Consider the following 19,308-nt stretch of genomic DNA (forward strand, 5'->3'; position numbering starts at 1 on the left):
AAGAGCTCCGAGATATTGGATTATCTGTCGGGCATCGCCGCGTTGGGCGTTTGATGCGCCAAAACAACATTTATGCGGTTAGAACCCGCAAGCATAAGGTGACAACTGACAGCAATCATACTTTCAAAATAGCCCCGAACCTGCTGGATCAGGATTTCTCAGCTGACAAGCCTAATCAGAAATGGACGGGTGACATCAGTTACTTATGGACACGAGAAGGATGGTTATATCTGGCTGTCATAATCGATCTTCATTCACGGCGCGTTGTGGGATGGGCTGTCAGCGACCGTCTGAAACAAGATCTTGCATTACAGGCATTGAACGGCAACGTTACCTTAACCTGAGCGTAAGCATCAGCGGCGATAACGTGTTATGACCGAACCTCGTTCTTCGCTTTATTATCGCCATCGTTATCCTGCTGAAATTATCGCGGAAGCCGTATGGTTGTATTTCCGCTTTCCACTGAGCTTTCGCATAGTCGAAGTGGACTTGCCCTTGTTTAGTGGAGAGGTTCTGTCACTAAATTACGTTTTATCATCTCGAACTGGATCGGTGATTTATACCCGAGTGCAGAATGTCTACGCACAGGATTATAGAAGCCGTCAATGTATGCGCCAATGGCTTTGATCGGATCCTTACGTGTGTGGAACACAGTTCGCCATATCAGTTCTGACTTGATCGTCTTAAAGACTGTTTCTACCATCGCATTATCGTAACAGTTTCCTTTGCCGCTCATGGATGGAAGCATGCTGTGCGCTTTGAGGATTTTGCGGTACTCATAACTGGCATATTGGCTTCCCCTGTCCGAGTGTTGGATCAACCCCGGCTTTGGTTGCCGGATAGCAATAGCCTTCTTCAAAGCACAGATAGCCAGATCCTTTTTCATCCGATCGCGCGCTTCCCAGCCAATGATGCGACGAGAATAGAGATCGACAACGATTGCCAGATACAGCCAACCCTCCGCAGTCCATACGTAACTGATGTCGACACCCCATTTCTGATCTGGTCCGTCACACGTAAAGTCCTGATCCAGAAGATTGGGAGCGACAGGCTCACCATGATTGCTGTCTGTCGTGCGCTTGAAGCGCGTCTTCTGTCGAGCTTTCAGACCATTTTCACGCATCAGTCGCGCCGTGCGGTGACGGCCAGCTCGAATGCCTTCTTCATTCAGTTCGACATGCATTCGAGGGCTGCCATAAGTTTCACGCGACAGTGCAAACTGATTGCGAATATGCGCCAGGATAATCATGTCATCAAGCTGACGGCGACTGGGGCGCCGATGCTTCCATGCATAATAACCGCTGATGCTGACGCCTACGAAAGCGCAAAGCCGCGACAAAGACATGTGGGCCTTCTCCGTGTCGATGAACGCAAACTTCATCGACTTGTCTCCCGAGCGAAGAAGGCCGTCGCTTTTTTTAGTAGGTCACGTTCCTGTCGTAGAAGCTCGTTTTCTTTGCGAAGTCGAGCAAGCTCTTGACTCATGTCTTCATGCGGACCGGAGAGTAAATCTTTCTCAGCAATATTACGACGCCAGCGGTCAAGTGTTGATTTGCCAATCCCGAGGTCATCGGCAACCGATGAAATGCTTCGACCACTCGTCGTTAAAATACGAACGGCTTCGCGTTTGAATTCTTCTGTAAATTCTCGCTGCTTCAATTCTAAGTCTCCTGTCAGTCTTGTCTAACAGAAGCCCTCCACTTTTGAAGGGGAAGTCCAAACTTCCCTGCGTTCACCTCAAGCGATGGAGACCATTCTGCACTCGGATGATGTTTGTCAACGTCCGAAGAGCAGGATGGTTGTGCTTCCTGCTGCTGTAGTAAATGTGAAATGGATCACCTGGAGACGCAAACTCATCCATCACCCGGACGAGGCTCCCAGAGTGCAATTCCTCTGAAACCCGCGACTCCAAGAGATAGGCAAGGCCCATTCCCGCCTTGGCGGCCGTTATGGTTGTGGCCGTGTCGTTTATCGTGATCAGCCCACTTGTTCTTACTCGTTCAGCTTCAGCGTCAGAGCCGAGTTCCCATAGATACCTAGAATTATCTCCGAGCATGAGCTGCAAACAGTTATGGTCACGAAGATCGTCCGGGATCTTGGGCTGTCCGTGCTGGATGATATAGGCCGGCGCTGCGACAACGATCCATCGCTGTGGTCCGCTGACCGGTACAGCGACCATCTCTTCCGGCACGTGATGACCATATCGCATACCGGCATCATACCCCTCAGCAGCGATATCGATTGGATGGTCGTCTACGACGACCGTCAGACGCACGTCCGGGCACGCTTTCGCGAATTCAGGGAGCGCTGGAGCCACCATCAAATGGGCCGCGTCTGCAAAGACATTGATACGAAGTTCCCCAAACCGGGCCGCTCCCGGTGCATTTATGACCTCTAAAGCTTGACCAATGGCGTCAAAGCCTTCCTCCAGGCGTTTGGCCAGCTCAATCCCAAGCTGAGTAACTGAAAGTGACCGGCTGGTGCGAAACAGAAGTTTCGCGCCCAGCCGCTTTTCAAGCCTGGCCATCGCGTGGCTGACGGCGGACGGGGTGAGGCCGAGCTCAATTGCTGCAGCCTTGAAACTCTGCCTGCGAACAATCGTCAGAAACACCCGCAACTCGGCAAAATCGACCCGATCAATAAGAGACACGTGAACCTCCTTCACCATTGAAGTGAATATGAATCACCTTTAAGCATGGGTCTTTGGCGAGCGCAAATGATATAACCGCCTCACATTAGAGAAGAGGAGTATTTCTCGTGAGTGTGCAGGACACCGTTCGCATTGACGATCTATCGGGAAGACGTATCCTTGTTACTGGTGGATCGACCGGTATCGGGGCGGCTGTTGTCACAGCATTCGCGGGTCAAGGTGCGCACGTTGTTGCACACTATAATCAAAGCCGCGATGCCGCCGAAGCTGTTCGGCAGCAATACCCTGACAATATTTGGCTCGTGCAGGGAGAGATGGGTGAGAAAGGCGCTGCGGCTCAGGTGGTTGCCAAGGCTGTCGAAATCCTCGGCGGGCTTGATGGTTTGATCAACAACGCAGGCGGCATGCTGGGCCGTATCCCCACAACGTCCATGACGGCCGAGCACTTCGACAAAGTGGTCGATCTGAATGCCAAGTCTGTCTGGGAAGCAAGCGTTGCCGCTCATCCGCATCTAAAGGCGGCCACCGACGGCTTTATCATCAACACCACGTCGGTCGCAGCGCGCAACGGCGGCGGCGGCGGCGCGATTATCTATGCTGCAGCCAAAGCTTTTGTAAGCAGCCTCACGCGCGGCCAGGCAAAGGAATTTGTCGGTGACAACATCCGCGTCAACGCTGTGTCGCCGGGGTTGGTCCAGACACCCTTCCACGATCGCTACACCCCGCCAGACGTTCTCGCTGCCCAGGCCGCAACGATCCCGATGGGGCGTGAAGGCGCTCCTGAAGAATGTGCCGGGACCTTTCTCTTTCTCGCGTCGAAGACCATGTCTGGCTATCTCACGGGCCAGATTGTCGAGGTCAACGGCGGACAACTGATGCCTTAAGGAGTGTAAAAGTGAAGTATCGCAAATTCGGTTCAACCGGTCGTGACGTGTCGGAAGTTGGATTCGGTGCTTGGGCTATTGGCGGATCCTGGGGGGACGTATCGGATGAAGAATCCGAAGCCGCCCTCCATGCCGCGCTCGATGCCGGAACGACGTTTATCGACACCGCAGATGTTTATGGAGACGGCCGGTCCGAGCGGATTATCGCCAAGGTTCTGAAACAGCGAGGCGGCGATCGTCCCTTTGTGGCAACCAAGGCCGGCAGGCGTTTGTCGCCCCATGTCTCCAGTGGCTACAACGAGGCCAACATTGTGTCGTTTGTCGAGCGCTCTCTGACGAACCTTCAGGTCGATTGCCTTGATCTTATCCAGCTTCATTGCCCGCCGACCGAGGTGTTCTACCGCCCGGACGTGTTCGAAGCGATGGACAAGATGGTGAAGGCTGGCAAGATCCTCAACTACGGCGTTTCCGTCGAAAAGGTCGAGGAAGCTCTGAAGGCTATTGAATATCCGGGCGTCGCCTCGGTTCAGATCATCTACAACATCTTCAGGCAGCGCCCTGCGTCGCTGCTGTTCAGCGAGGCGGAAAAGAAGGGTGTCGCCATCATCGTCCGTGTGCCCCTGGCATCCGGCCTGCTTACGGGAAAGATGTCGAAGGATACCAAGTTGAGGGCGTCGCGCTGCTTTCCCGCCAAACAACGCTATGGGTGAACAAATCGCGACTTCTGAAGCAACTCGCCCCGAATTTTGACTTTGACGTGAAGTTTGGACCCGCTTAAGTTCAGGCGTGCGCAACTGGCGATTTGAGGTGGAAGACCACCGGGGAGCGCGCGAAACATGCGCCGTTCGCCTGGGCCGTCGGACAATCCGATCACTTTCTTAAGAGAGAGCCCACATGCGCGCGAAAATCATTGATGGAACAGCCTACGCTGACGACCTGGCAGACCGAATAACTGCTGCTGTCCTAGCTTTTACGGAAAAGACCGGACGCGTGCCGGGTCTGGCGGTGATACTTGTTGGTAGTGATCCGGCCAGCGAGATTTATGTCCGAAGCAAGGGTCGGAAGACCCAGGAGCTTGGCATGGCCAGCTTCCAGCACATTCTCAGCGCCGAGACAGGCCAGGACGAGCTTTTGGGCCTCATCCAAGAATTAAATGCCGATGATAAGGTCGACGGCATACTCGTACAGTTGCCACTTCCTGCTCAAATTGATGAGCTGGCGGTTATTCAGGCAATCGATCCGAATAAAGACGTTGATGGTCTCCACCCCGAAAGCGCCGGTCGTCTGGTCTCCGGGCGACCTGGCCTGGTCTCCTGTACGCCGCTCGGGTGCCTGATGCTTCTTCGCGATCAACTGGGTGATCTGACAGGCCTCGATGCGATCGTCATCGGTCGCTCTATTTTGGTCGGTAAGCCGATGGGACAATTATTGTTGGGTGCGAACTGCACGGTAACGATGGCGCATTCTCGAACGCGAAACTTGGCTGACAAAGTGCGTCAGGCGGATATCGTGGTAGCAGCAGTGTGCCAAGCTGGAATGATCAAGGGCGATTGGATCAAGCCGGGAGCAACTGTGATCGATGTGGGAACCACGAAAGCAGTTTTGGATGGCAAAAAGCGGCTGCTGGGCGATGTAGATTTCCCAGCCGCTCTCGAGCGCGCCAGTGCCATTACACCAGTACCCGGAGGCGTTGGGCCGATGACGATCATGGTTCTGATGCACAACACTGTCTTGGCAGCATACAATCGCGAAGGACTGCCGCCTTTGCAACTCTGGTAGAGCGAAAGACATATCGTTTTACGACGGAGACGGATAGAAACGACGTTTATGCAGGGCGACTAAGACCAAGTCGGCGCATTTCCCTGTATACAGTTGATCGCCCGAGCCCGAGTTGCCGTGCAGCTTCTGTTGGCGATGTTCTTGCTTCGATGAGTTTAATGGCAGCTTCGACTTTCTTCAGGTCCAGTGGTTGGCGGCCGGGCTTCTTTCCCTTACCCCTTGCTGCGGCGATACCGTCCTTAGTCCTTTCCGAGATCAGCCGTCGCTCAAAATGAGCGATGGCGCCGAATACGTGGAAGATAAGCTCGCCCGCCGCCGATGAAGTATCAATCTTCTCCTCAAGGCTCAGCAGGTCGATTTGGCGCTCTCGTAGCATCTTCACGGTTTCGAGCAATTCGGCCAGTGACCGGCCGAGACGGTCGAGCCGAACAATCGCGAGCGTATCGCCAGCACGAGCATAGGCAATAAGATCCGCCAGACCGGGCCGATCCATGCTCTTTCCGGACTTCACGTCGGTGAATACTTTGATTGCGCCTGTCTGCTCAAGACGAAGAATCTGGCCCGCAACATCCTGATCGCCAGTCGAGACGCGCGCATAGCCAAGAATTGCCCCCATGATGGCGTCTCCGAAACGGCCGTTCTGTGGACGGTGAGAACCGGCCTCATTCAACCACTGAAAAATAGTCCCTAGAATACGTCTCTTTATTCCCTGCTGTCCATAGATTATTAAGCCCTTTTGTAGACGATTTAGAGGGTAGAGATGCGCAAACATGAACTTCTGACCGAGCATGAACGGCGACAGCTCTTATCCATTCCCGAAAACCGGGACGACCTGGCCCGCCTCTACACCTTTGAGCCGGATGACCTCGACCTGATCCGGGATCGCCGTGAGGATCACAACAAGCTCGGTTTTGCCTTGCAGCTTTGCATCTTGCGTCATCCGGGTGTGCCTCTGGCCCGAATTCTCGGCGCGATCCCGGCTTCGATGGTTTCGTTCGTGGCAGAGCAGATCGACGTTCGGCCTGAAGATCTTGCAAGCTATGGCGCTCGAAGCCAGACGATGAGCGATCATGCGCGTGAATTAGCCCAAATGATGGGTGTGCGCGCGGCCGAGCGCAGCGATATCCCCATGATGATCGATGCGGGAGCGGTCGCCGCGACGGCGACTGATAAAGGAATGCCGATCGCCGTGCATATTGTCACGACATTGCGGCAGGCGGGCATCGTGCTTCCTACGATCTCGACAATCGAGAGGGCGGGAATTGCCGGGAGGGCGCGAGCTCGTAAACACGCCAGCCAGGCGCTTATCGGCGGCCTGACCTCTCACCAGTTCGACCTTCTCGACTCCCTTGTTCAGATTGATCCGAAGAACGGTCTGTCGTCTCTGGCGTGGCTTAAGACGATGCCCGTCTCAGCGAAAGCTGACAGTGTCCGCGATATTCTGGAACGGCTATCTTTTGTCCGCACGATAGGCATTCCCGCTGCCAACAGTGCCACCCTGCATCCCGACCGCTATCGCCAGCTCGTCCGCGAGGGTCGTATGTCGCCATCCTACATAATCGAGCGATACACCCTTTCACGACGGCGAGCCACATTGGTTGCGTTTCTGATCGACGCCGAAGAACGGCTGACAGATGCCGCGATCGACATGGCCGATAAGCTGATTGGTTCGATGTTCACCCGCGCCAAGAACGCCAAGGCCCGGAAATATGAGGCGACGGCAAAAGATGTGTCCCGATTGATGCGCCTGTTTCGAGGAACGATTGATGCATTGGCAGAAGCCATCGAGACTGACAGCGATCCGGTCGACACGATCAATGCATCGGTCGGCTGGGCAAATCTGCTGCGAGCGCGCCACGAAGTTGCAGAAATCGCGGACACTGCGGATCAGGATCCTCTCATTGTTGCCGCTGACCGCTATGCGACACTGCGAAAGTTTGCGCCAGCGCTGATCGAGGCGCTTGAGTTCAAGGCCAGTAAAGGCAGCGCGCGGACCATTTCGGCTGTAAAGGTATTACGAGAGGCCCACCGAACCGGAAAGCGCGAATTACCGTCCGATGCGCCTATGCCGTTCAAAAAGGATTGGCAGAAGATCGTGGTCGGCCCGGACGGCAAGATCAATCGTAAGCTTTATGAGGTCGCCACACTCGCACATCTACGCAATAAGCTGCGGTCGGGTGATGTCTGGGTAGAGCGTTCATCGTCATATCGCCGCTTCGACAGCTATCTCCTGCCTCCGCAAATGGCTGGAGCTGTCACCAAGGGTCTGGCGTTGCCCGCATCTGCTGACGATTGGCTAGAGCAACGGGGCCGCGAACTGGACTGGCGGCTGAAGCGGTTCTCGAAACGTCTTCAGAAAAGCCAGGTCGAAGGCGTCAACTTCGATGGAAACCGCCTGAGCATAACTCCTTTAAGATCAGCTACTTCCCCTAGCGCAGAAACTTTCGTTAGCCAAGTCGAGGGTATGATACCGCGCATACGAATTACCGAATTGCTGCACGAGGTGGCCAGCCAGACCGGCTTTCTCGGAGCGTTCACGAACCTGAGAACAGGACAGACATGCCCGAACGACAGCGCAATGCTGGCCGCAATCCTCGCCGACGCCACCAATCTCGGCCTTTCCCGCATGGCCCGTGCCAGTGAAGGCATCAGCCGAGATCAATTGATATGGACCAAGGACGCCTACATTCGAGACGATACCTATGCCGCCGCGCTTGCAATGATCATAGATGCACACCACCGTTTGCCAATCGCTTCGATCTGGGGCGACGGCACGGCTTCAAGCTCAGACGGCCAATTCTTCCGAGGCGGAAAACGGGCAAAGACCGGTGGTGATGTGAATGCCCGATACGGCGTTGATCCGGGGTTCGGCTTCTATACCCATGTGTCCGACCAGCATGGCCCTTACCACGTAAAGGTCATCTCGGCAGCTACCCACGAAGCGCCTTATGTTCTCGACGGTTTGCTGCATCACGGCACGAATCTCAATATCTCGGAGCATTACACCGACACTGGCGGAGCAACCGATCACGTCTTCGCGCTCTGTGCCGCTCTTGGTTTCCGGTTTTGCCCGCGCTTGCGCGATTTCCCGGATCGGCGTCTTATTCCTATTGAGCCGACTGGCAGCTATCCGGATCTGGCACCTCTTCTCGGAAAAAAGGTTCGCGCGGACATCATACGTGAGCATTGGGATGATGTGTTGCGGCTCGTCGCATCGCTGAAATCGGGCCATGTCGCTCCTTCGACCATGCTACGAAAGCTCGCAGCTTACGAGCGGCAAAACCAGCTCGATGTCGCCCTTCAGGAAATCGGCAAAGTCGAGCGAACCTTGTTCATGCTGGATTGGCTGGAGAATCCGGCGCTGCGCCAGCGTTGCCAAGCCGGACTGAACAAAAGCGAGCAGCGTCACGCCCTTACACAGGCAATCTGCACGTTTCGGCAGGGCCGTATTATCGATCGTAGCCATGAGGCGCAGCAGTACCGCGCGTCCGGTCTCAACCTCGTCATTGCCGCGATCGTCTACTGGAACTCGACTTACATGGCAGATGCGCTTGCGCATCTACGTTCGACCGGTAAGGTCGTGGGTGACGCGATGATGGCGCATACCTCACCTGTGGGATGGGAGCACATCGCATTCTCCGGTGATTTCCTTTGGGAGCAAGCCGCGAAAAGCAGATCGCGGAAAACGCTTGTAATCTCCGACGGAGCGCAGGCGGCCTAAGTGTTCTTTCATCGTTCACGCCAACCGTTGTTCAGCGGGAAACCAACGCGACGCCCTCATATTCGATGACGACAGGCTCTTCGCCGCTGGCACGGATCAACGCCAATGTGTTGCGTGACGTGCCACAGTTCGGATTGTGATAGATCGTAACTGACATCAGAGTTTTCCTGTTTCGGTGACTGGCTTTTGATTGGAACCGCGTTCGTACCAACCCTTTGAGCGGTTCACGATCCAGACGACCGAGAGCATGACGGGCACTTCAACAAGAACGCCAACCACTGTTGCGAGCGCCGCGCCAGATGAGAAGCCGAAAAGGCTGATTGCGGCTGCTACTGCCAGTTCGAAGAAGTTGGATGCACCAATCAAAGCTGAGGGACCGGCGACGCAATGTTGCTCGCCTGAAATGCGATTCAACAGATAAGCGAGGCCAGAGTTGAAATAGACCTGGATGAGGATCGGGACGGCCAGCATCGCAATGATCATGGGCTGTGCGATGATCTGCTCTCCTTGAAATGCGAATAGCAGAACAAGTGTCGCCAAAAGCGCAATCAGGGACAGAGGCTGTAGTGTTCTGAGCATTACATCGAAAGCTCGTTCTCCACCGCTGGCGAGAATACTTCTGCGCAGGATTTGCGCGATAATCACCGGAATGACGATATAGAGGACAACCGACAGAACGAGCGTATTCCACGGGACAGTAATTGCCGACAGTCCGAGCAGTAGTCCGACGATAGGGGCAAATGCCACAACCATGATCGCATCGTTCAGTGCGACCTGCGACAGCGTGAAATGCGGCTCGCCCTTGGTCAGGTTGGACCAGACGAACACCATTGCCGTGCAAGGGGCGGCTGCCAGAATAATCAGTCCAGCAATGTAGGAATCGATCTGGTCTGCAGGAAGATAAGGGCGAAACAGCCAGCCGATAAATAGCCAACCGAGAAGTGCCATAGAGAACGGTTTGACGGCCCAATTGATAAAGAGCGTGACGCCGATGCCACGCCAGTGCTCAGTGACCTGTCTCAATGCGCTGAAATCGATCTTCAGCAACATGGGAATGATCATGAGCCAGATGAGAATGGCGACTGGAATGTTGACTTTGGCGACTTCAGCAGAGCCGATTGCATGAAATAGTGTCGGAAAGAAATGTCCAAGAGCTACGCCTGCAACAATGCAAAGAGCCACCCAGATAGTCAGATAACGTTCGAATGTGGACATCAGTTATTCTCCACATTTGTCTGTGTGCTACCTTCCATGGTGCCGATTTCTTTCAGATGATTTTGAAGCGCCATGCGGTCTATCATGGCGTGGGGAAGGCTCAGGAATGCTGATATTCGGTTCTTCAGAAAACGGGCCGCCTGTGCAAAGGCGCGCTGTTTTTCTGCTTCATTACCTTCGACAGCGGCAGGATCCTCAATGCCCCAGTGGGCTGTCATCGGATGGCCAATCCAGACAGGACAGGCTTCTCCGGCAGCGTTATCACAGACCGTGAAAATGAAATCCATCTGAGGGGCGTCGGTACCTGAAAACACGTCCCAGCTTTTTGAGCTCAGGTTCTCGATGGAATAGCCGAGAGCGTCCAGTTCCTTGATTGCGAGAGGATGAACGTCGCCTTTTGGCCGACTACCAGCCGAATAGGCGTGAAAACGTCCTTCGCCGTCTTTGTTCAGAATTGCCTCGCCCAAAATTGAGCGTGCGGAATTGCCCGTGCACAAGAAGAGCACGTTGTAGACCCGATCCGTCATTTTATCAGTCCGTTTGTGTAAGGCCGAATTCAGCGGCCTTGTGTTACTGGGTGGCCGTTTTTGGTTCGCAACAGGGTGTCAGGCTTTTTATAAGAGGTGCGCAGAGCTTGGCACTGCCGCCACAGCAGTCCTTGATCATGAAAAGGGTCAGTTCTCGAAATCGGTCGAGATCAGCGCGATAGATGATCGAGCGGCTCTGACGTTCGCCCCTTACGAGGCCTGCACGCGACAACGTGGCAAGATGCGCAGACATTGTGTTCTGCGGAACATCCAGCATACGTGCCAGTTCACCCGCCGGAATGCCGTCAGGCTCATGCTTCACCAGCAGGCGGAATGTGTCGAGCCTTGTAGACTGGGCGAGGGCAGCCAGTGCCGTAATTGCTTCTTCATTTTCCATACATCTAGAATAATCGATATGAAGAGCCTGTCAATAGGCAAAGCTGTTTCGACACATTGTCGCCAGTTCGTAAAATTGTCCGGCTGTCTAGCTCCCAAGTCGCCCGGAGGCGTATTGCGCAAGTCCTGGGGAATTCACAATTGATAGTTGGTACAGCAGCATTCATACATTGGCAGCATTGTTGATATGGATAGCCGCGGACCGCTGTTGAGAACCGCAGATTATATGACCAAGGAAGCATTTTTAGCGAAGCAGCCAGTCTGAGTTTACAGCAATGGAATTGGAGCCTTATTTGCTTTCTCCTTACATAAAGCGCATGATGATTATAACGACAGTAATTGAAACGGGTGCTGTCATTTGGGCTTCAAATGCCTGACCCGCAACTAAGGAGGACGAAATGTCTTCCATCGCGTTGAATTCCAGAAACATCACTATGATTTCGCGACTTCTAAGGGAGGCTCGCAAACCCGGCGACACACAAGATTTGCGCACTGATGCTGCACGTTATCTGACACGTCGATTTCAGGAGGGAACACGTGACGAAGGTCGGCTACAGATCGCCCTGACACAGTTTATCAAGAAACATCGAAGAATGGCAAAGGCCGCCGATCGTTGAGATGACGAAGGCGGCGCAGTAAAAAGCGAAAAGTAATGGCCCTTTCATTTCCAAACCCCAGCAGAAGTTTCGATGATCTTGAGGTGGGCGTGCGATTTGTCGGCTACGATGGAATGACCTCCGTCCCATTTCTAATCGATAAGCCCGCCCTGGAGAAGAATGGCGCCATTGCAGCGACGGAATCATCGCTTCTTGCTGCCTTCGACGCCTCACGGAAACTGATCTACGATGCTGCTCGCGAGGTCTATTCAAAGGCTCGGCAAACTTCCTATCGCATCACCGTGGAGGACATGAAGTAGCTTTTTATGCAATGATTGTGCCGGTCTGCCGTCGCAATTCAGCCTCAGTTGCTTTGCTCAAATTTAAAGCGCATGGTGCATGTCTCGACAGCTTTTGAAACGGGCGCTGTCGGTTGCGAGTGCATACTCCAGCCCCAATACAAGGAGGACGAAATGTCTTCCAAAATTATCAAGCCCTACTTTGGACCTACCGACTTTCGAATGATGCGTGAAATACTGCGACGCGCCGGCTATCGGCTTTACGATACCGCAGAAAACCGTGCCGCTCACATATTCGCAGCAAGGCTACTCATTCAGGAATTTCAATCTGGACGCTCACCATCGTGAGGGATGCCGCAGGTTTCTCGGCAACATGCCCGTAAGAATGTGGAAGTATCTCCAGCGGTGATTTGAACCATCACTGGATTGGTCCGGTAAAAGAATTAGTTAATTCCTCAAAAACAGGAAGTTTTCAAAATGCCCCGTGGTCAGAAAAGAAGTAACCGAGAAATAAGAAAGCCAAAGAAAGATAAGGTCAAGGAGAAAACTGCGTCAACAGATGTTGTTGCAGGTCGCTTTCCTACTCCTGCCAATGACTTGATCAAAACCAAACGGCATTAGTTATAGCTGTGTCTCCCACTTTGCTTGGTGAGGAGACACAACCCGTATCGGGGTGCAATCATGCCAACATCTAAATTTAGTTCAATAGGCAATTTGTATTGCGAAGGAAAAGAACTCGGTTCTGTTAGCTACAGTATTTCCATACTCACGGAAGGCGAGAAGACGTTTACAAAGGGCGTCTTGTGGGCAAGCATGGATATACTCCGGCAGGCTTATCTAGGAGATCTTGTTCAATTATCATCGGAAAAAGGTAACGGTTTGCTGAACGTGGACGTAAAGAACGTCGGCACACATGGAAATGCTGACTTCATTATAGTTGGAAAGCAGACGTTTTAGGACGTTGCATACCAGTACTTAATAGACGTAGGAACCGAGCACCCACGCGACCAATCCGATGTCGATGCATATGATGAGAAACGCGATCAGATACACACTCAATTTACGATCCAAAGATTTTTGGGCTGACATTATATCCTCGCCAGATTGATCACGTGTCATTGAGACGATGCCAGCCCGGTAAGCTCCTCGTGAAACAGGCCTCTCGATGCTTACTCGAAGTCGCCATGTTCAGCTCGACGTCAGGAAACGCGGATTATCAGCCATGGGCCAACCTCAATCGGAGCCGCTTTCGAGGAGGCCATCGCAAGACCAAGGATTTTGCAGTGACTTGCGGGGCCGTATAGCCACCCTCATTCTCCCAGGCTTCCAGTTCTCTTTGATTGGATTGTGATAGCCGTTGGGCGCGGATTGCCAAAAGCATATCCAGCATCTGCACAGGATCATGGCTTCCGTCGCTGAAAATTTCACAAAGGTGTTTGGCGGCTTCCAGGCGAGTCTCTGGTTTTTCGCAACCCTCCAGCGAATATCCGGAACGTTGCAGGAAAGCACGAAGCGAAGGGAAATCTTCTGGGCCAAAGTAGGATAGACGTGAAGCGGAAGACATCGCGTGTCCCCCTTCATTTTGGGGCAGGAGATTATTCTCTCCCAACGACAGCGCCCGTTTCAACTGCTGTGCATAATAAACAGTGCGCCTTTTCGACCTAAAGCGCAAGCAGACATTAGGGGGCGGCCCAAGCAAGGATATCTTCACATTTTTGCCAACAGTTTCCACTGACCCGGAAAACGGCGATACCCTATTGGGGGCTCTGTGGTCATTTCTACATTAATACACGCTAAGGGCATTTTGCAGGTGACGGGAAACACATGTTTTCCGTACGGGTCCGGGATCTGCACAATTACGGTCACCATTAATGCTCATCTTTATATGGAAAACCCTGTCGGAATGATGATATGTACGAATACATCAGAAACAGGGTTTTCCGTACATGTTCATTGGATATATGCGCGTTTCGTCCATAGATGATCGTCAAAATGTCAACCTGCAGCGTGATGCGCTGATCGCTGCCGGCGTAGATGAACGCCATCTTCATTCTGACAAGGCAAGCGGTGCCCGCGATGATCGGCCAGGATTGAAGTCGTGTCTGGCAGATTTGCGATCCGGCGATTGCCTGATCGTCTGGAAACTTGATCGCCTCGGTCGCTCTCTGCCGCATCTGCTATCGATCATCAACGACCTCAAGAACCGAGGCGTATCATTTCGTTCCTTGACCGAACAGATGGACACGACGACAGCACAGGGCGAACTTTTCTTTTCGCTCTTCGGCGCTCTTGCTCAACACGAACGTTCACTCACTCAGGAAAGGGTGAATGCGGGATTGGCAGCAGCGCGCCGACGAGGACGTAAGGGTGGCAGGCCTCTCGCGATTGATTCAGAAAAGATGGAACAGATCCTCGCAGCCTTGAATGCCGGAACGAGCAAGGCATCCGTTTGTCGATCATTCAACATTCCTCGTTCGACACTTATCGATACATTGAGCCGTGTAGGCTGGAATGGAGCAATCACTCAGGCCTGATACTGGGTGTGTTCACGTTTCGTCCAAAGTCCCGTACGATTTCGCGGTGTTCTTGTCGTGACCCCTGGAACAGGAGTAGAGAAACGGTCGCCAAGACTGCCCTGCCAGCCTCGATAACTGATCTGTTCAAGCGTTCTGGTGACATGTGTAAGGGCCATGGTTGCCAAAACTATTGTGTTGTCAGGCTTAAGCTGACAGCATTTCTGCGCACTGTTGCGGCAGTATAGGGAGGTCGATCACGATGAAGTCACTAGGGGAACGTCTCGTTGCGCGGTTGAAGAGTTGGCGATCGCGGAAGAGGTCGGCTTTGCCGAACGAAAAGCCAGATGCTGAACCCGTAGCCGGCGAAAGCTCTGAGCAGCCTGAACCTATATTGCCAACGCGACTATCCATCAAAGTTACGACCACAGATCCCGATGAAATAAATGGCAAGGCAGCAGCCCCAAAGGTCGAGCCCGTCGCTTCTTCTGAGGTGTTATCGTCCGCTGAAGAGCCGAAGGTCCCTCAAGAAGCGCCAGTTGTTGTGGAGCCCGAGCGGAAAGAGGAGGGGATAGATGAAATTCTAGCCTCGCCTCCCGTTCTCAAATCACCGCAAAAGCAACGGCGCGTGAGAAAGCCAGGCCCCCTGACTGAAGACGGACCGGTGACAGACGAAGAACTGGAAGAGCTGGAAGCGGAAAATGCCCGGCTCAAGCTCCTATTGAATGAGCGGTTAAAAGCGAAGCAGAATTGTTCTGAAAACTGACAGGACGTAAAACTTCGATCGTTTCAGGTGAGCTATAGGGATTAGTGATGGCTGTTACACTGTTGCACGGAATCGGAAATCTCGTTTGCGACGGCGTTGATGTGGGCATCGTCGAATTCAGCATTGCTAGCCCTGAAGATGGTCCGGATGTGACCAGGCGCGGAAAAGTGTGGGGGAATAAAAAGGCAGTTGCAGCAGCAATGAACGCCACCAAGACAGAACTTGCCGTGCCTGAATCCGGAGGCTTGCTTCTCCTGGATATTCAGGATCTGGACCGCGACGGTGGGGCGCTGTTCACGGTTTTACAGCCCGCTACCGTCTGACGACGGAACGGTCGAAATCAGCACAGGATCATCGTTTCAACGATTGGTTCAGCGACCTGTTTTCTGTACGATACGTCATTATGGTGTGCATGTGCTGTGTTGCGACGTTCATGGTCATCGTCCACATCATCTAAATCCCCGACGCTCTTCCCGGACCGCCGGGGATATGCAGACATCTCCGGTCACGTTATCGGTGATGTTTACACGCGGCGGATCCTATCAAGCACGATCTCAAATTTGAAGTGTGCAGGAAACAATATCCGAAAACACGCATCGGGAATTTGGTAGGCGTCCGGGGTTGCGTGTCCAGGAATCGGATAGTATTGCGGTTCATTCACCGTTAGAGCCTATATCGATTCACAAAATGCTCAAAACTACTTCGCATCATGCGGATATGAGTCATCGTGAAAGAAAAGGGTTCTGGTGCCGAAATGCTGTTATTAGCAGGCGCGTTATTCTGGAACCGATGGGACAGTAATGCATCCTAGGCGCGCAACCAGCTTATTTCATTTGGTCGAGACAATACCGACGCTGCTTTCTCGAAGAAGTCATAGCGGTGAGAAACATTGCATCGCCAGTTAACCGGATATCGCTTTGGTTGGAGTCAACCATTATAGAACCGAGCGCAGGTCTGTTTGAACGAAGTCGTCTCCTACATAGAGCAAGGGACAGCCATGCTCGTGAGCAACTTCATAGGAAAAGCAGTCACCATAGTTGAGCGAAGCTGGGTGAATGCCTTTGCCCCATCTGGCGTAAGCGTTGGCGACCCGGCGTGCGGAAGCGGCTGTCACGGATACGATTTCGAAGCCGAGCCCGGAAATCAATGCGTCAACCTCTTCACCGACATTACGTCGCGCAGCAACAATGAGGGCTTCAGTAACTGTTCCTGCGGAAATCAATAGCTCATCAGACTGTTCGATTGCCGTCATGCAAGCTTCGCCTTTGGGCTCATTGAGCACGATCGCCATGAGCGCGGATGTATCGACGGCGATCATATGGGCATCCCATCGTCGTCATAAAGAAAGTCCTGACTACGCGCAGCATTAGCCCCGGGTAATGCTTTCGCCGCCGCCGTTGCCCTCACCCTTTCCATCAGTGCGCGTCGGCCCTTGGGGCCGGGTGCTGTCGCAACGGCTACAAGCCGTGCGATCTCATGGCCGCGACGGGTCAAAATGACTTCATCCCCGGCTTCCGCTCGCTTTACCAGTTCGGTGAGCTGGCCTTTCGCGTCACTGACAGATACGCGCATGGTCCACGTTCCTTTGTGTTTCGCACATACTTAGCATAATAAATGGTCCATATTATGGTCCATGTCAATATTGACCAGGCAACTGATATTGAATCTGATGGGTTGGTCCCGAACATTACAGCCTATGAGGACGCATCATTTCCAGCGCATCGATTACGTATGCTTGCCGCAAAAACAACATGCAAGGACAGATGGCGGCAAATTATAAATGAAGTCGAACGCATTCGAACGAAACATCGTCTGACTCTTCAGGAAGGTGTTTCAGAAGCGCAATTCCGTGAAATGACCGAAGTAGGCGTACGTCTTGTCGTCCCGGCTGGAATCCATGACGCCTATCTGCAAGCGGTGCGCCCACATCTGATCACGCTCGAGGAATTCATCGGAGATGTTCGCACGCGTGACAGCGGCAGTCACTATGCTACGTCCGCTGCTAGGAAGTATGACAGTCATTTGTCCTCCTTACTGGTCGCAAGACCCGTTACCGTAAGACCATAAACGAAATGAGCCGCGGGAATGCACGTGGATTGCCCGATCTGGCATGATGCGTTCAAGCTAATTGCATTGTTGCGCCATGGCATCTCGGCATCTTTATTGATGATGCCGGAACATAGGCCTGCTTGGGTGGATTATGTTTTGGGTGTGGATTAAAGCAGAAGCCAGATGTGATCCGCTTTTCTCTGATGTAACGGATATGTCCGTGAGAATATGGGGCGTGGGGTATTCGGATTGCGGGCGGTTGAGTTGTTTTGCGGGGCAGGGGGCATGTCCCTTGGGTTGAAACGTGCAGGTATCGAAGTGGTCGGGGCATATGATGCCTGGGATCCCGCCGTTGAGACCTACCGTCATAATGTCGGGCAATATGTTCACAAACACGACCTGAAAGATATTTTCGCTGTTGCGCCTGCGATAGCCCGAATGGCCCCGGATCTGATCGCTGGCGGACCGCCATGCCAGGATTACTCGGTTGCGGGCAAGCGGGTGGAAGGAGAAAATGCGTCGTTGACGCGGGCTTTTGCAATGCTCGTCTGCCTCGCCAGACCACAATGGTTTGTGATGGAAAACGTTCCACAGGCAGCCCGCTCCGAAGCGTGGGCGGATGGGCGCAAAATGCTAGTGAGGGCCGGATACGGATTGAGCGAGTGCAAGCTGGACGCTTCCTGGTATGGTGTTCCACAACTCCGCAAACGTCTGTTCGTTATCGGACGTCTGGGAGAACGGCATGGGTTCCTCGATTCAAGCCTCGTTAAGGCGCGATCGGAACGCCAGACGGTCATCCGCGACGTATTGGATATTCCGGAAGGCTGGGTCTATGCGCGGCCTTTTCGCGCCGGACGCGGAGTTCGTGGTATCCACGAACCGTTTCCAACCGTGACGCGCACAGCTTGGGAACGGCTGACGGATCGCTATCTGAATAATCCCCATCCTGCAGATCCGGTTCCAGCCTCGCAGGCAGCAATGCTGACGACACTACATCTGGCGATGCTACAGGGGTTTCCGGATGACTGGCAGTGGAAAGGCGCGACACGACAGGACATTCATCAAATGATTGCCAACGCCGTGCCCTCCCCACTGGCCGAAGCGATCGGTTGTGTCATCCTCGCGCGCGAGAACGGTCAAAGCATTCCCGAAGTTGAAGGCCGCTTCATGAACTGGCTGATGGAAACCGGACGCTCGCCCCAATCGGCACGCAATGTCAGGTCGCAGGTCAACCGGGCGCGCCGTCTTTTAGGAGGACGAACATACTCCGATATAGGGCTGGAATTGGCCCGGCTGGAACTGAATGCCGAATTCGAAACACTGACGGTTCGCACGAGATCGGATCTGCGTGCCGCTCTTCGTCTTTATGCAGAGTATCTCGATCGCAAAGGCAAAGCCGCCCATTCTCGCATCGCGAAGATTTCAAGAATGGCTGCTTGAGGATACGTATTCATCGAGCGTCGGTACCGAAGGCTGGAGCAATTCGGTTGTCCGTTGCAAAGAAGTCAGGCGACTTCCTCATAACCGCGTTTGCGACGAACCGCGACAAGTCTACGAAGAAGTGCGTTGGCGGATGCTTCGTCCAGAACTGTTTGTTGCACGGATTGTCCAAATGTCCCGATCTGCCCCCAGGAACGCATGACGCACCATTCACCGAATAAATTCGGTTGAACCGATAAGGTGTAGAAGCGCTGCATGTTGTTGCGTGGATCGATTTTACGAAAGTGTATCGGAAGCGAAGACTGGTTCAACATATCAGCAGAATCCGGCATTCCGAGGGGAGCGTCCAACGCATTTTATGAATCGATCCGGGCTGATCGATTCATCCCGTTGATGGTAAGCGCGCATTTCTAGGCACCTTTTCTGGCTAACGAGATTGAGGCAAAGGGTGTCCACCGATAGAAAGGGTGGAC

General features: G+C 53.4%; 21 protein-coding genes, 4 pseudogenes and 1 riboswitch. Of the genes and pseudogenes, 14 read left to right on the plus strand and 11 right to left on the minus strand.

Annotated elements, in window-relative coordinates; translation table 11 throughout:
* Both KWJ32_RS26225 and KWJ32_RS26230 read left to right on the plus strand, forming a co-directional pair.
* Nucleotides 1–323 (plus strand): annotated as a pseudogene (locus KWJ32_RS26225) (DDE-type integrase/transposase/recombinase); the annotation flags it as partial.
* Between the two features lie 49 nt (nucleotides 324–372).
* A pseudogene (locus tag KWJ32_RS26230) lies at nucleotides 373–483 on the plus strand (IS6 family transposase); the annotation flags it as partial.
* Between the two features lie 16 nt (nucleotides 484–499).
* Here KWJ32_RS26230 and KWJ32_RS26235 read toward each other — a convergent pair.
* A protein-coding gene (locus KWJ32_RS26235) for an IS3 family transposase (protein WP_256886532.1) occupies nucleotides 500–1,677 on the minus strand; the annotation gives its coding sequence in 2 pieces (ribosomal slippage) (nucleotides 500–1,422 and nucleotides 1,422–1,677; 1,179 coding nt in all).
* A gap of 55 nt (nucleotides 1,678–1,732) precedes the next feature.
* On the minus strand, nucleotides 1,733–2,650 hold the full coding sequence (locus tag KWJ32_RS26240; RefSeq protein WP_256886521.1) for a LysR family transcriptional regulator: 918 nt from the start codon (nucleotides 2,648–2,650) through the stop codon (nucleotides 1,733–1,735).
* A 107-nt stretch (nucleotides 2,651–2,757) separates the two neighbouring features.
* Here KWJ32_RS26240 and KWJ32_RS26245 point away from each other — a divergent pair, with 107 nt between their 5' ends.
* From KWJ32_RS26245 to folD, 3 genes and pseudogenes are all read left to right on the plus strand, one after another.
* Entirely contained in the window at nucleotides 2,758–3,534 is a 777-nt protein-coding gene (locus KWJ32_RS26245; RefSeq protein WP_256886522.1) for an SDR family oxidoreductase, read from the plus strand.
* 11 nt (nucleotides 3,535–3,545) lie between these two features.
* A pseudogene (locus KWJ32_RS26250) lies at nucleotides 3,546–4,196 on the plus strand (aldo/keto reductase); the annotation flags it as partial.
* A gap of 118 nt (nucleotides 4,197–4,314) precedes the next feature.
* Nucleotides 4,315–4,396: riboswitch (ZMP/ZTP riboswitch) on the plus strand.
* A gap of 32 nt (nucleotides 4,397–4,428) precedes the next feature.
* On the plus strand, nucleotides 4,429–5,313 hold the full coding sequence (gene folD, locus KWJ32_RS26255; RefSeq protein ID WP_024899871.1) for a bifunctional methylenetetrahydrofolate dehydrogenase/methenyltetrahydrofolate cyclohydrolase FolD: 885 nt from the start codon (nucleotides 4,429–4,431) through the stop codon (nucleotides 5,311–5,313).
* A gap of 46 nt (nucleotides 5,314–5,359) precedes the next feature.
* Here folD and KWJ32_RS26260 read toward each other — a convergent pair whose 3' ends face one another.
* Entirely contained in the window at nucleotides 5,360–5,929 is a 570-nt protein-coding gene (locus KWJ32_RS26260) for a recombinase family protein (RefSeq protein WP_024899870.1), read from the minus strand.
* A gap of 144 nt (nucleotides 5,930–6,073) precedes the next feature.
* Between KWJ32_RS26260 and KWJ32_RS26265 the strand changes: the two genes are divergently transcribed.
* Nucleotides 6,074–9,034: a Tn3 family transposase gene (locus tag KWJ32_RS26265; protein ID WP_024899869.1), complete on the plus strand. Its 2,961-nt coding sequence runs from the start codon at nucleotides 6,074–6,076 to the stop codon at nucleotides 9,032–9,034.
* Between the two features lie 58 nt (nucleotides 9,035–9,092).
* On the opposite strand, the pseudogene KWJ32_RS26270 reads toward KWJ32_RS26265, so the two are convergent.
* The 4 genes and pseudogenes from KWJ32_RS26270 to KWJ32_RS26285 all read right to left on the minus strand — a co-directional run.
* Nucleotides 9,093–9,191: pseudogene (locus KWJ32_RS26270) on the minus strand (arsenate reductase (glutaredoxin)); the annotation flags it as partial.
* Nucleotides 9,191–10,249, minus strand: a complete 1,059-nt coding sequence (gene arsB, locus KWJ32_RS26275) for an ACR3 family arsenite efflux transporter (protein WP_256886524.1) — start codon at nucleotides 10,247–10,249, stop codon at nucleotides 9,191–9,193. The gene arsB and the pseudogene KWJ32_RS26270, both read right to left, overlap by 1 nt.
* Nucleotides 10,249–10,776, minus strand: a complete 528-nt coding sequence (locus tag KWJ32_RS26280) for an arsenate reductase ArsC (RefSeq protein ID WP_182520236.1) — start codon at nucleotides 10,774–10,776, stop codon at nucleotides 10,249–10,251. Before KWJ32_RS26280 ends, arsB begins: the two co-directional genes overlap by 1 nt.
* A 43-nt stretch (nucleotides 10,777–10,819) precedes the next feature.
* The gene (locus tag KWJ32_RS26285) at nucleotides 10,820–11,173 is read right to left on the minus strand and encodes a metalloregulator ArsR/SmtB family transcription factor (RefSeq protein WP_256886525.1); all 354 of its coding nucleotides are present in this window, start codon (nucleotides 11,171–11,173) and stop codon (nucleotides 10,820–10,822) included.
* Nucleotides 11,174–11,570: 397 nt separating this feature from the next.
* Between KWJ32_RS26285 and KWJ32_RS26290 the strand changes: the two genes are divergently transcribed.
* The 3 genes from KWJ32_RS26290 (at nucleotide 11,571) to KWJ32_RS26300 (ending at nucleotide 12,415) form a co-directional block, all read left to right on the plus strand.
* Nucleotides 11,571–11,789 carry a hypothetical protein gene (locus tag KWJ32_RS26290; RefSeq protein WP_007881801.1) on the plus strand — a complete coding sequence of 73 codons (219 nt, stop codon included), beginning with the start codon at nucleotides 11,571–11,573 and terminating at the stop codon, nucleotides 11,787–11,789.
* A 35-nt stretch (nucleotides 11,790–11,824) separates the two neighbouring features.
* On the plus strand, nucleotides 11,825–12,088 hold the full coding sequence (locus KWJ32_RS26295; RefSeq protein ID WP_007881802.1) for a DUF1488 domain-containing protein: 264 nt from the start codon (nucleotides 11,825–11,827) through the stop codon (nucleotides 12,086–12,088).
* 153 nt (nucleotides 12,089–12,241) lie between these two features.
* Complete coding sequence (locus KWJ32_RS26300) at nucleotides 12,242–12,415, plus strand: hypothetical protein (RefSeq protein ID WP_161624171.1); 174 nt, start codon at nucleotides 12,242–12,244, stop codon at nucleotides 12,413–12,415.
* 868 nt (nucleotides 12,416–13,283) lie between these two features.
* Here KWJ32_RS26300 and KWJ32_RS26305 read toward each other — a convergent pair.
* Nucleotides 13,284–13,631 (minus strand): hypothetical protein, encoded by a 348-nt coding sequence (locus KWJ32_RS26305; protein WP_256886526.1) that lies wholly within the window; start codon nucleotides 13,629–13,631, stop codon nucleotides 13,284–13,286.
* Between the two features lie 382 nt (nucleotides 13,632–14,013).
* Between KWJ32_RS26305 and KWJ32_RS26310 the strand changes: the two genes are divergently transcribed.
* The 3 genes from KWJ32_RS26310 to KWJ32_RS26320 all read left to right on the plus strand — a co-directional run bounded on the left by KWJ32_RS26310 (nucleotide 14,014) and on the right by KWJ32_RS26320 (nucleotide 15,669).
* A complete protein-coding gene (locus tag KWJ32_RS26310) occupies nucleotides 14,014–14,601 on the plus strand; it encodes a recombinase family protein (RefSeq protein ID WP_256886527.1) in 588 nt (195 codons plus the stop codon).
* A 307-nt stretch (nucleotides 14,602–14,908) separates the two neighbouring features.
* Nucleotides 14,909–15,346, plus strand: a complete 438-nt coding sequence (locus KWJ32_RS26315) for a hypothetical protein (protein ID WP_256886528.1) — start codon at nucleotides 14,909–14,911, stop codon at nucleotides 15,344–15,346.
* A gap of 47 nt (nucleotides 15,347–15,393) precedes the next feature.
* The gene (locus KWJ32_RS26320) at nucleotides 15,394–15,669 is read left to right on the plus strand and encodes a hypothetical protein (protein WP_256886529.1); all 276 of its coding nucleotides are present in this window, start codon (nucleotides 15,394–15,396) and stop codon (nucleotides 15,667–15,669) included.
* Between the two features lie 611 nt (nucleotides 15,670–16,280).
* Here the strand turns inward: KWJ32_RS26320 and KWJ32_RS26325 are convergent.
* A complete protein-coding gene (locus tag KWJ32_RS26325) occupies nucleotides 16,281–16,664 on the minus strand; it encodes a type II toxin-antitoxin system VapC family toxin (protein WP_112591076.1) in 384 nt (127 codons plus the stop codon).
* A complete protein-coding gene (locus KWJ32_RS26330) occupies nucleotides 16,661–16,918 on the minus strand; it encodes a type II toxin-antitoxin system prevent-host-death family antitoxin (RefSeq protein WP_138787114.1) in 258 nt (85 codons plus the stop codon). Before KWJ32_RS26330 ends, KWJ32_RS26325 begins: the two co-directional genes overlap by 4 nt.
* 54 nt (nucleotides 16,919–16,972) lie before the next feature.
* Between KWJ32_RS26330 and KWJ32_RS26335 the strand changes: the two genes are divergently transcribed.
* Complete coding sequence (locus KWJ32_RS26335) at nucleotides 16,973–17,413, plus strand: type II restriction endonuclease (protein ID WP_256886533.1); 441 nt, start codon at nucleotides 16,973–16,975, stop codon at nucleotides 17,411–17,413.
* Between the two features lie 210 nt (nucleotides 17,414–17,623).
* Nucleotides 17,624–18,835: a DNA cytosine methyltransferase gene (locus KWJ32_RS26340; RefSeq protein ID WP_256886530.1), complete on the plus strand. Its 1,212-nt coding sequence runs from the start codon at nucleotides 17,624–17,626 to the stop codon at nucleotides 18,833–18,835.
* A gap of 65 nt (nucleotides 18,836–18,900) precedes the next feature.
* Here KWJ32_RS26340 and KWJ32_RS26345 read toward each other — a convergent pair whose 3' ends face one another.
* Nucleotides 18,901–19,167 (minus strand): WGR domain-containing protein, encoded by a 267-nt coding sequence (locus KWJ32_RS26345; RefSeq protein ID WP_256886531.1) that lies wholly within the window; start codon nucleotides 19,165–19,167, stop codon nucleotides 18,901–18,903.
* Nucleotides 19,168–19,308: the final 141 nt, after the last annotated feature.

Origin of the sequence: Ochrobactrum sp. BTU2 (assembly GCF_024539785.1) — a bacterium.
In the GTDB taxonomy this organism is placed as follows: domain Bacteria; phylum Pseudomonadota; class Alphaproteobacteria; order Rhizobiales; family Rhizobiaceae; genus Brucella; species Brucella anthropi.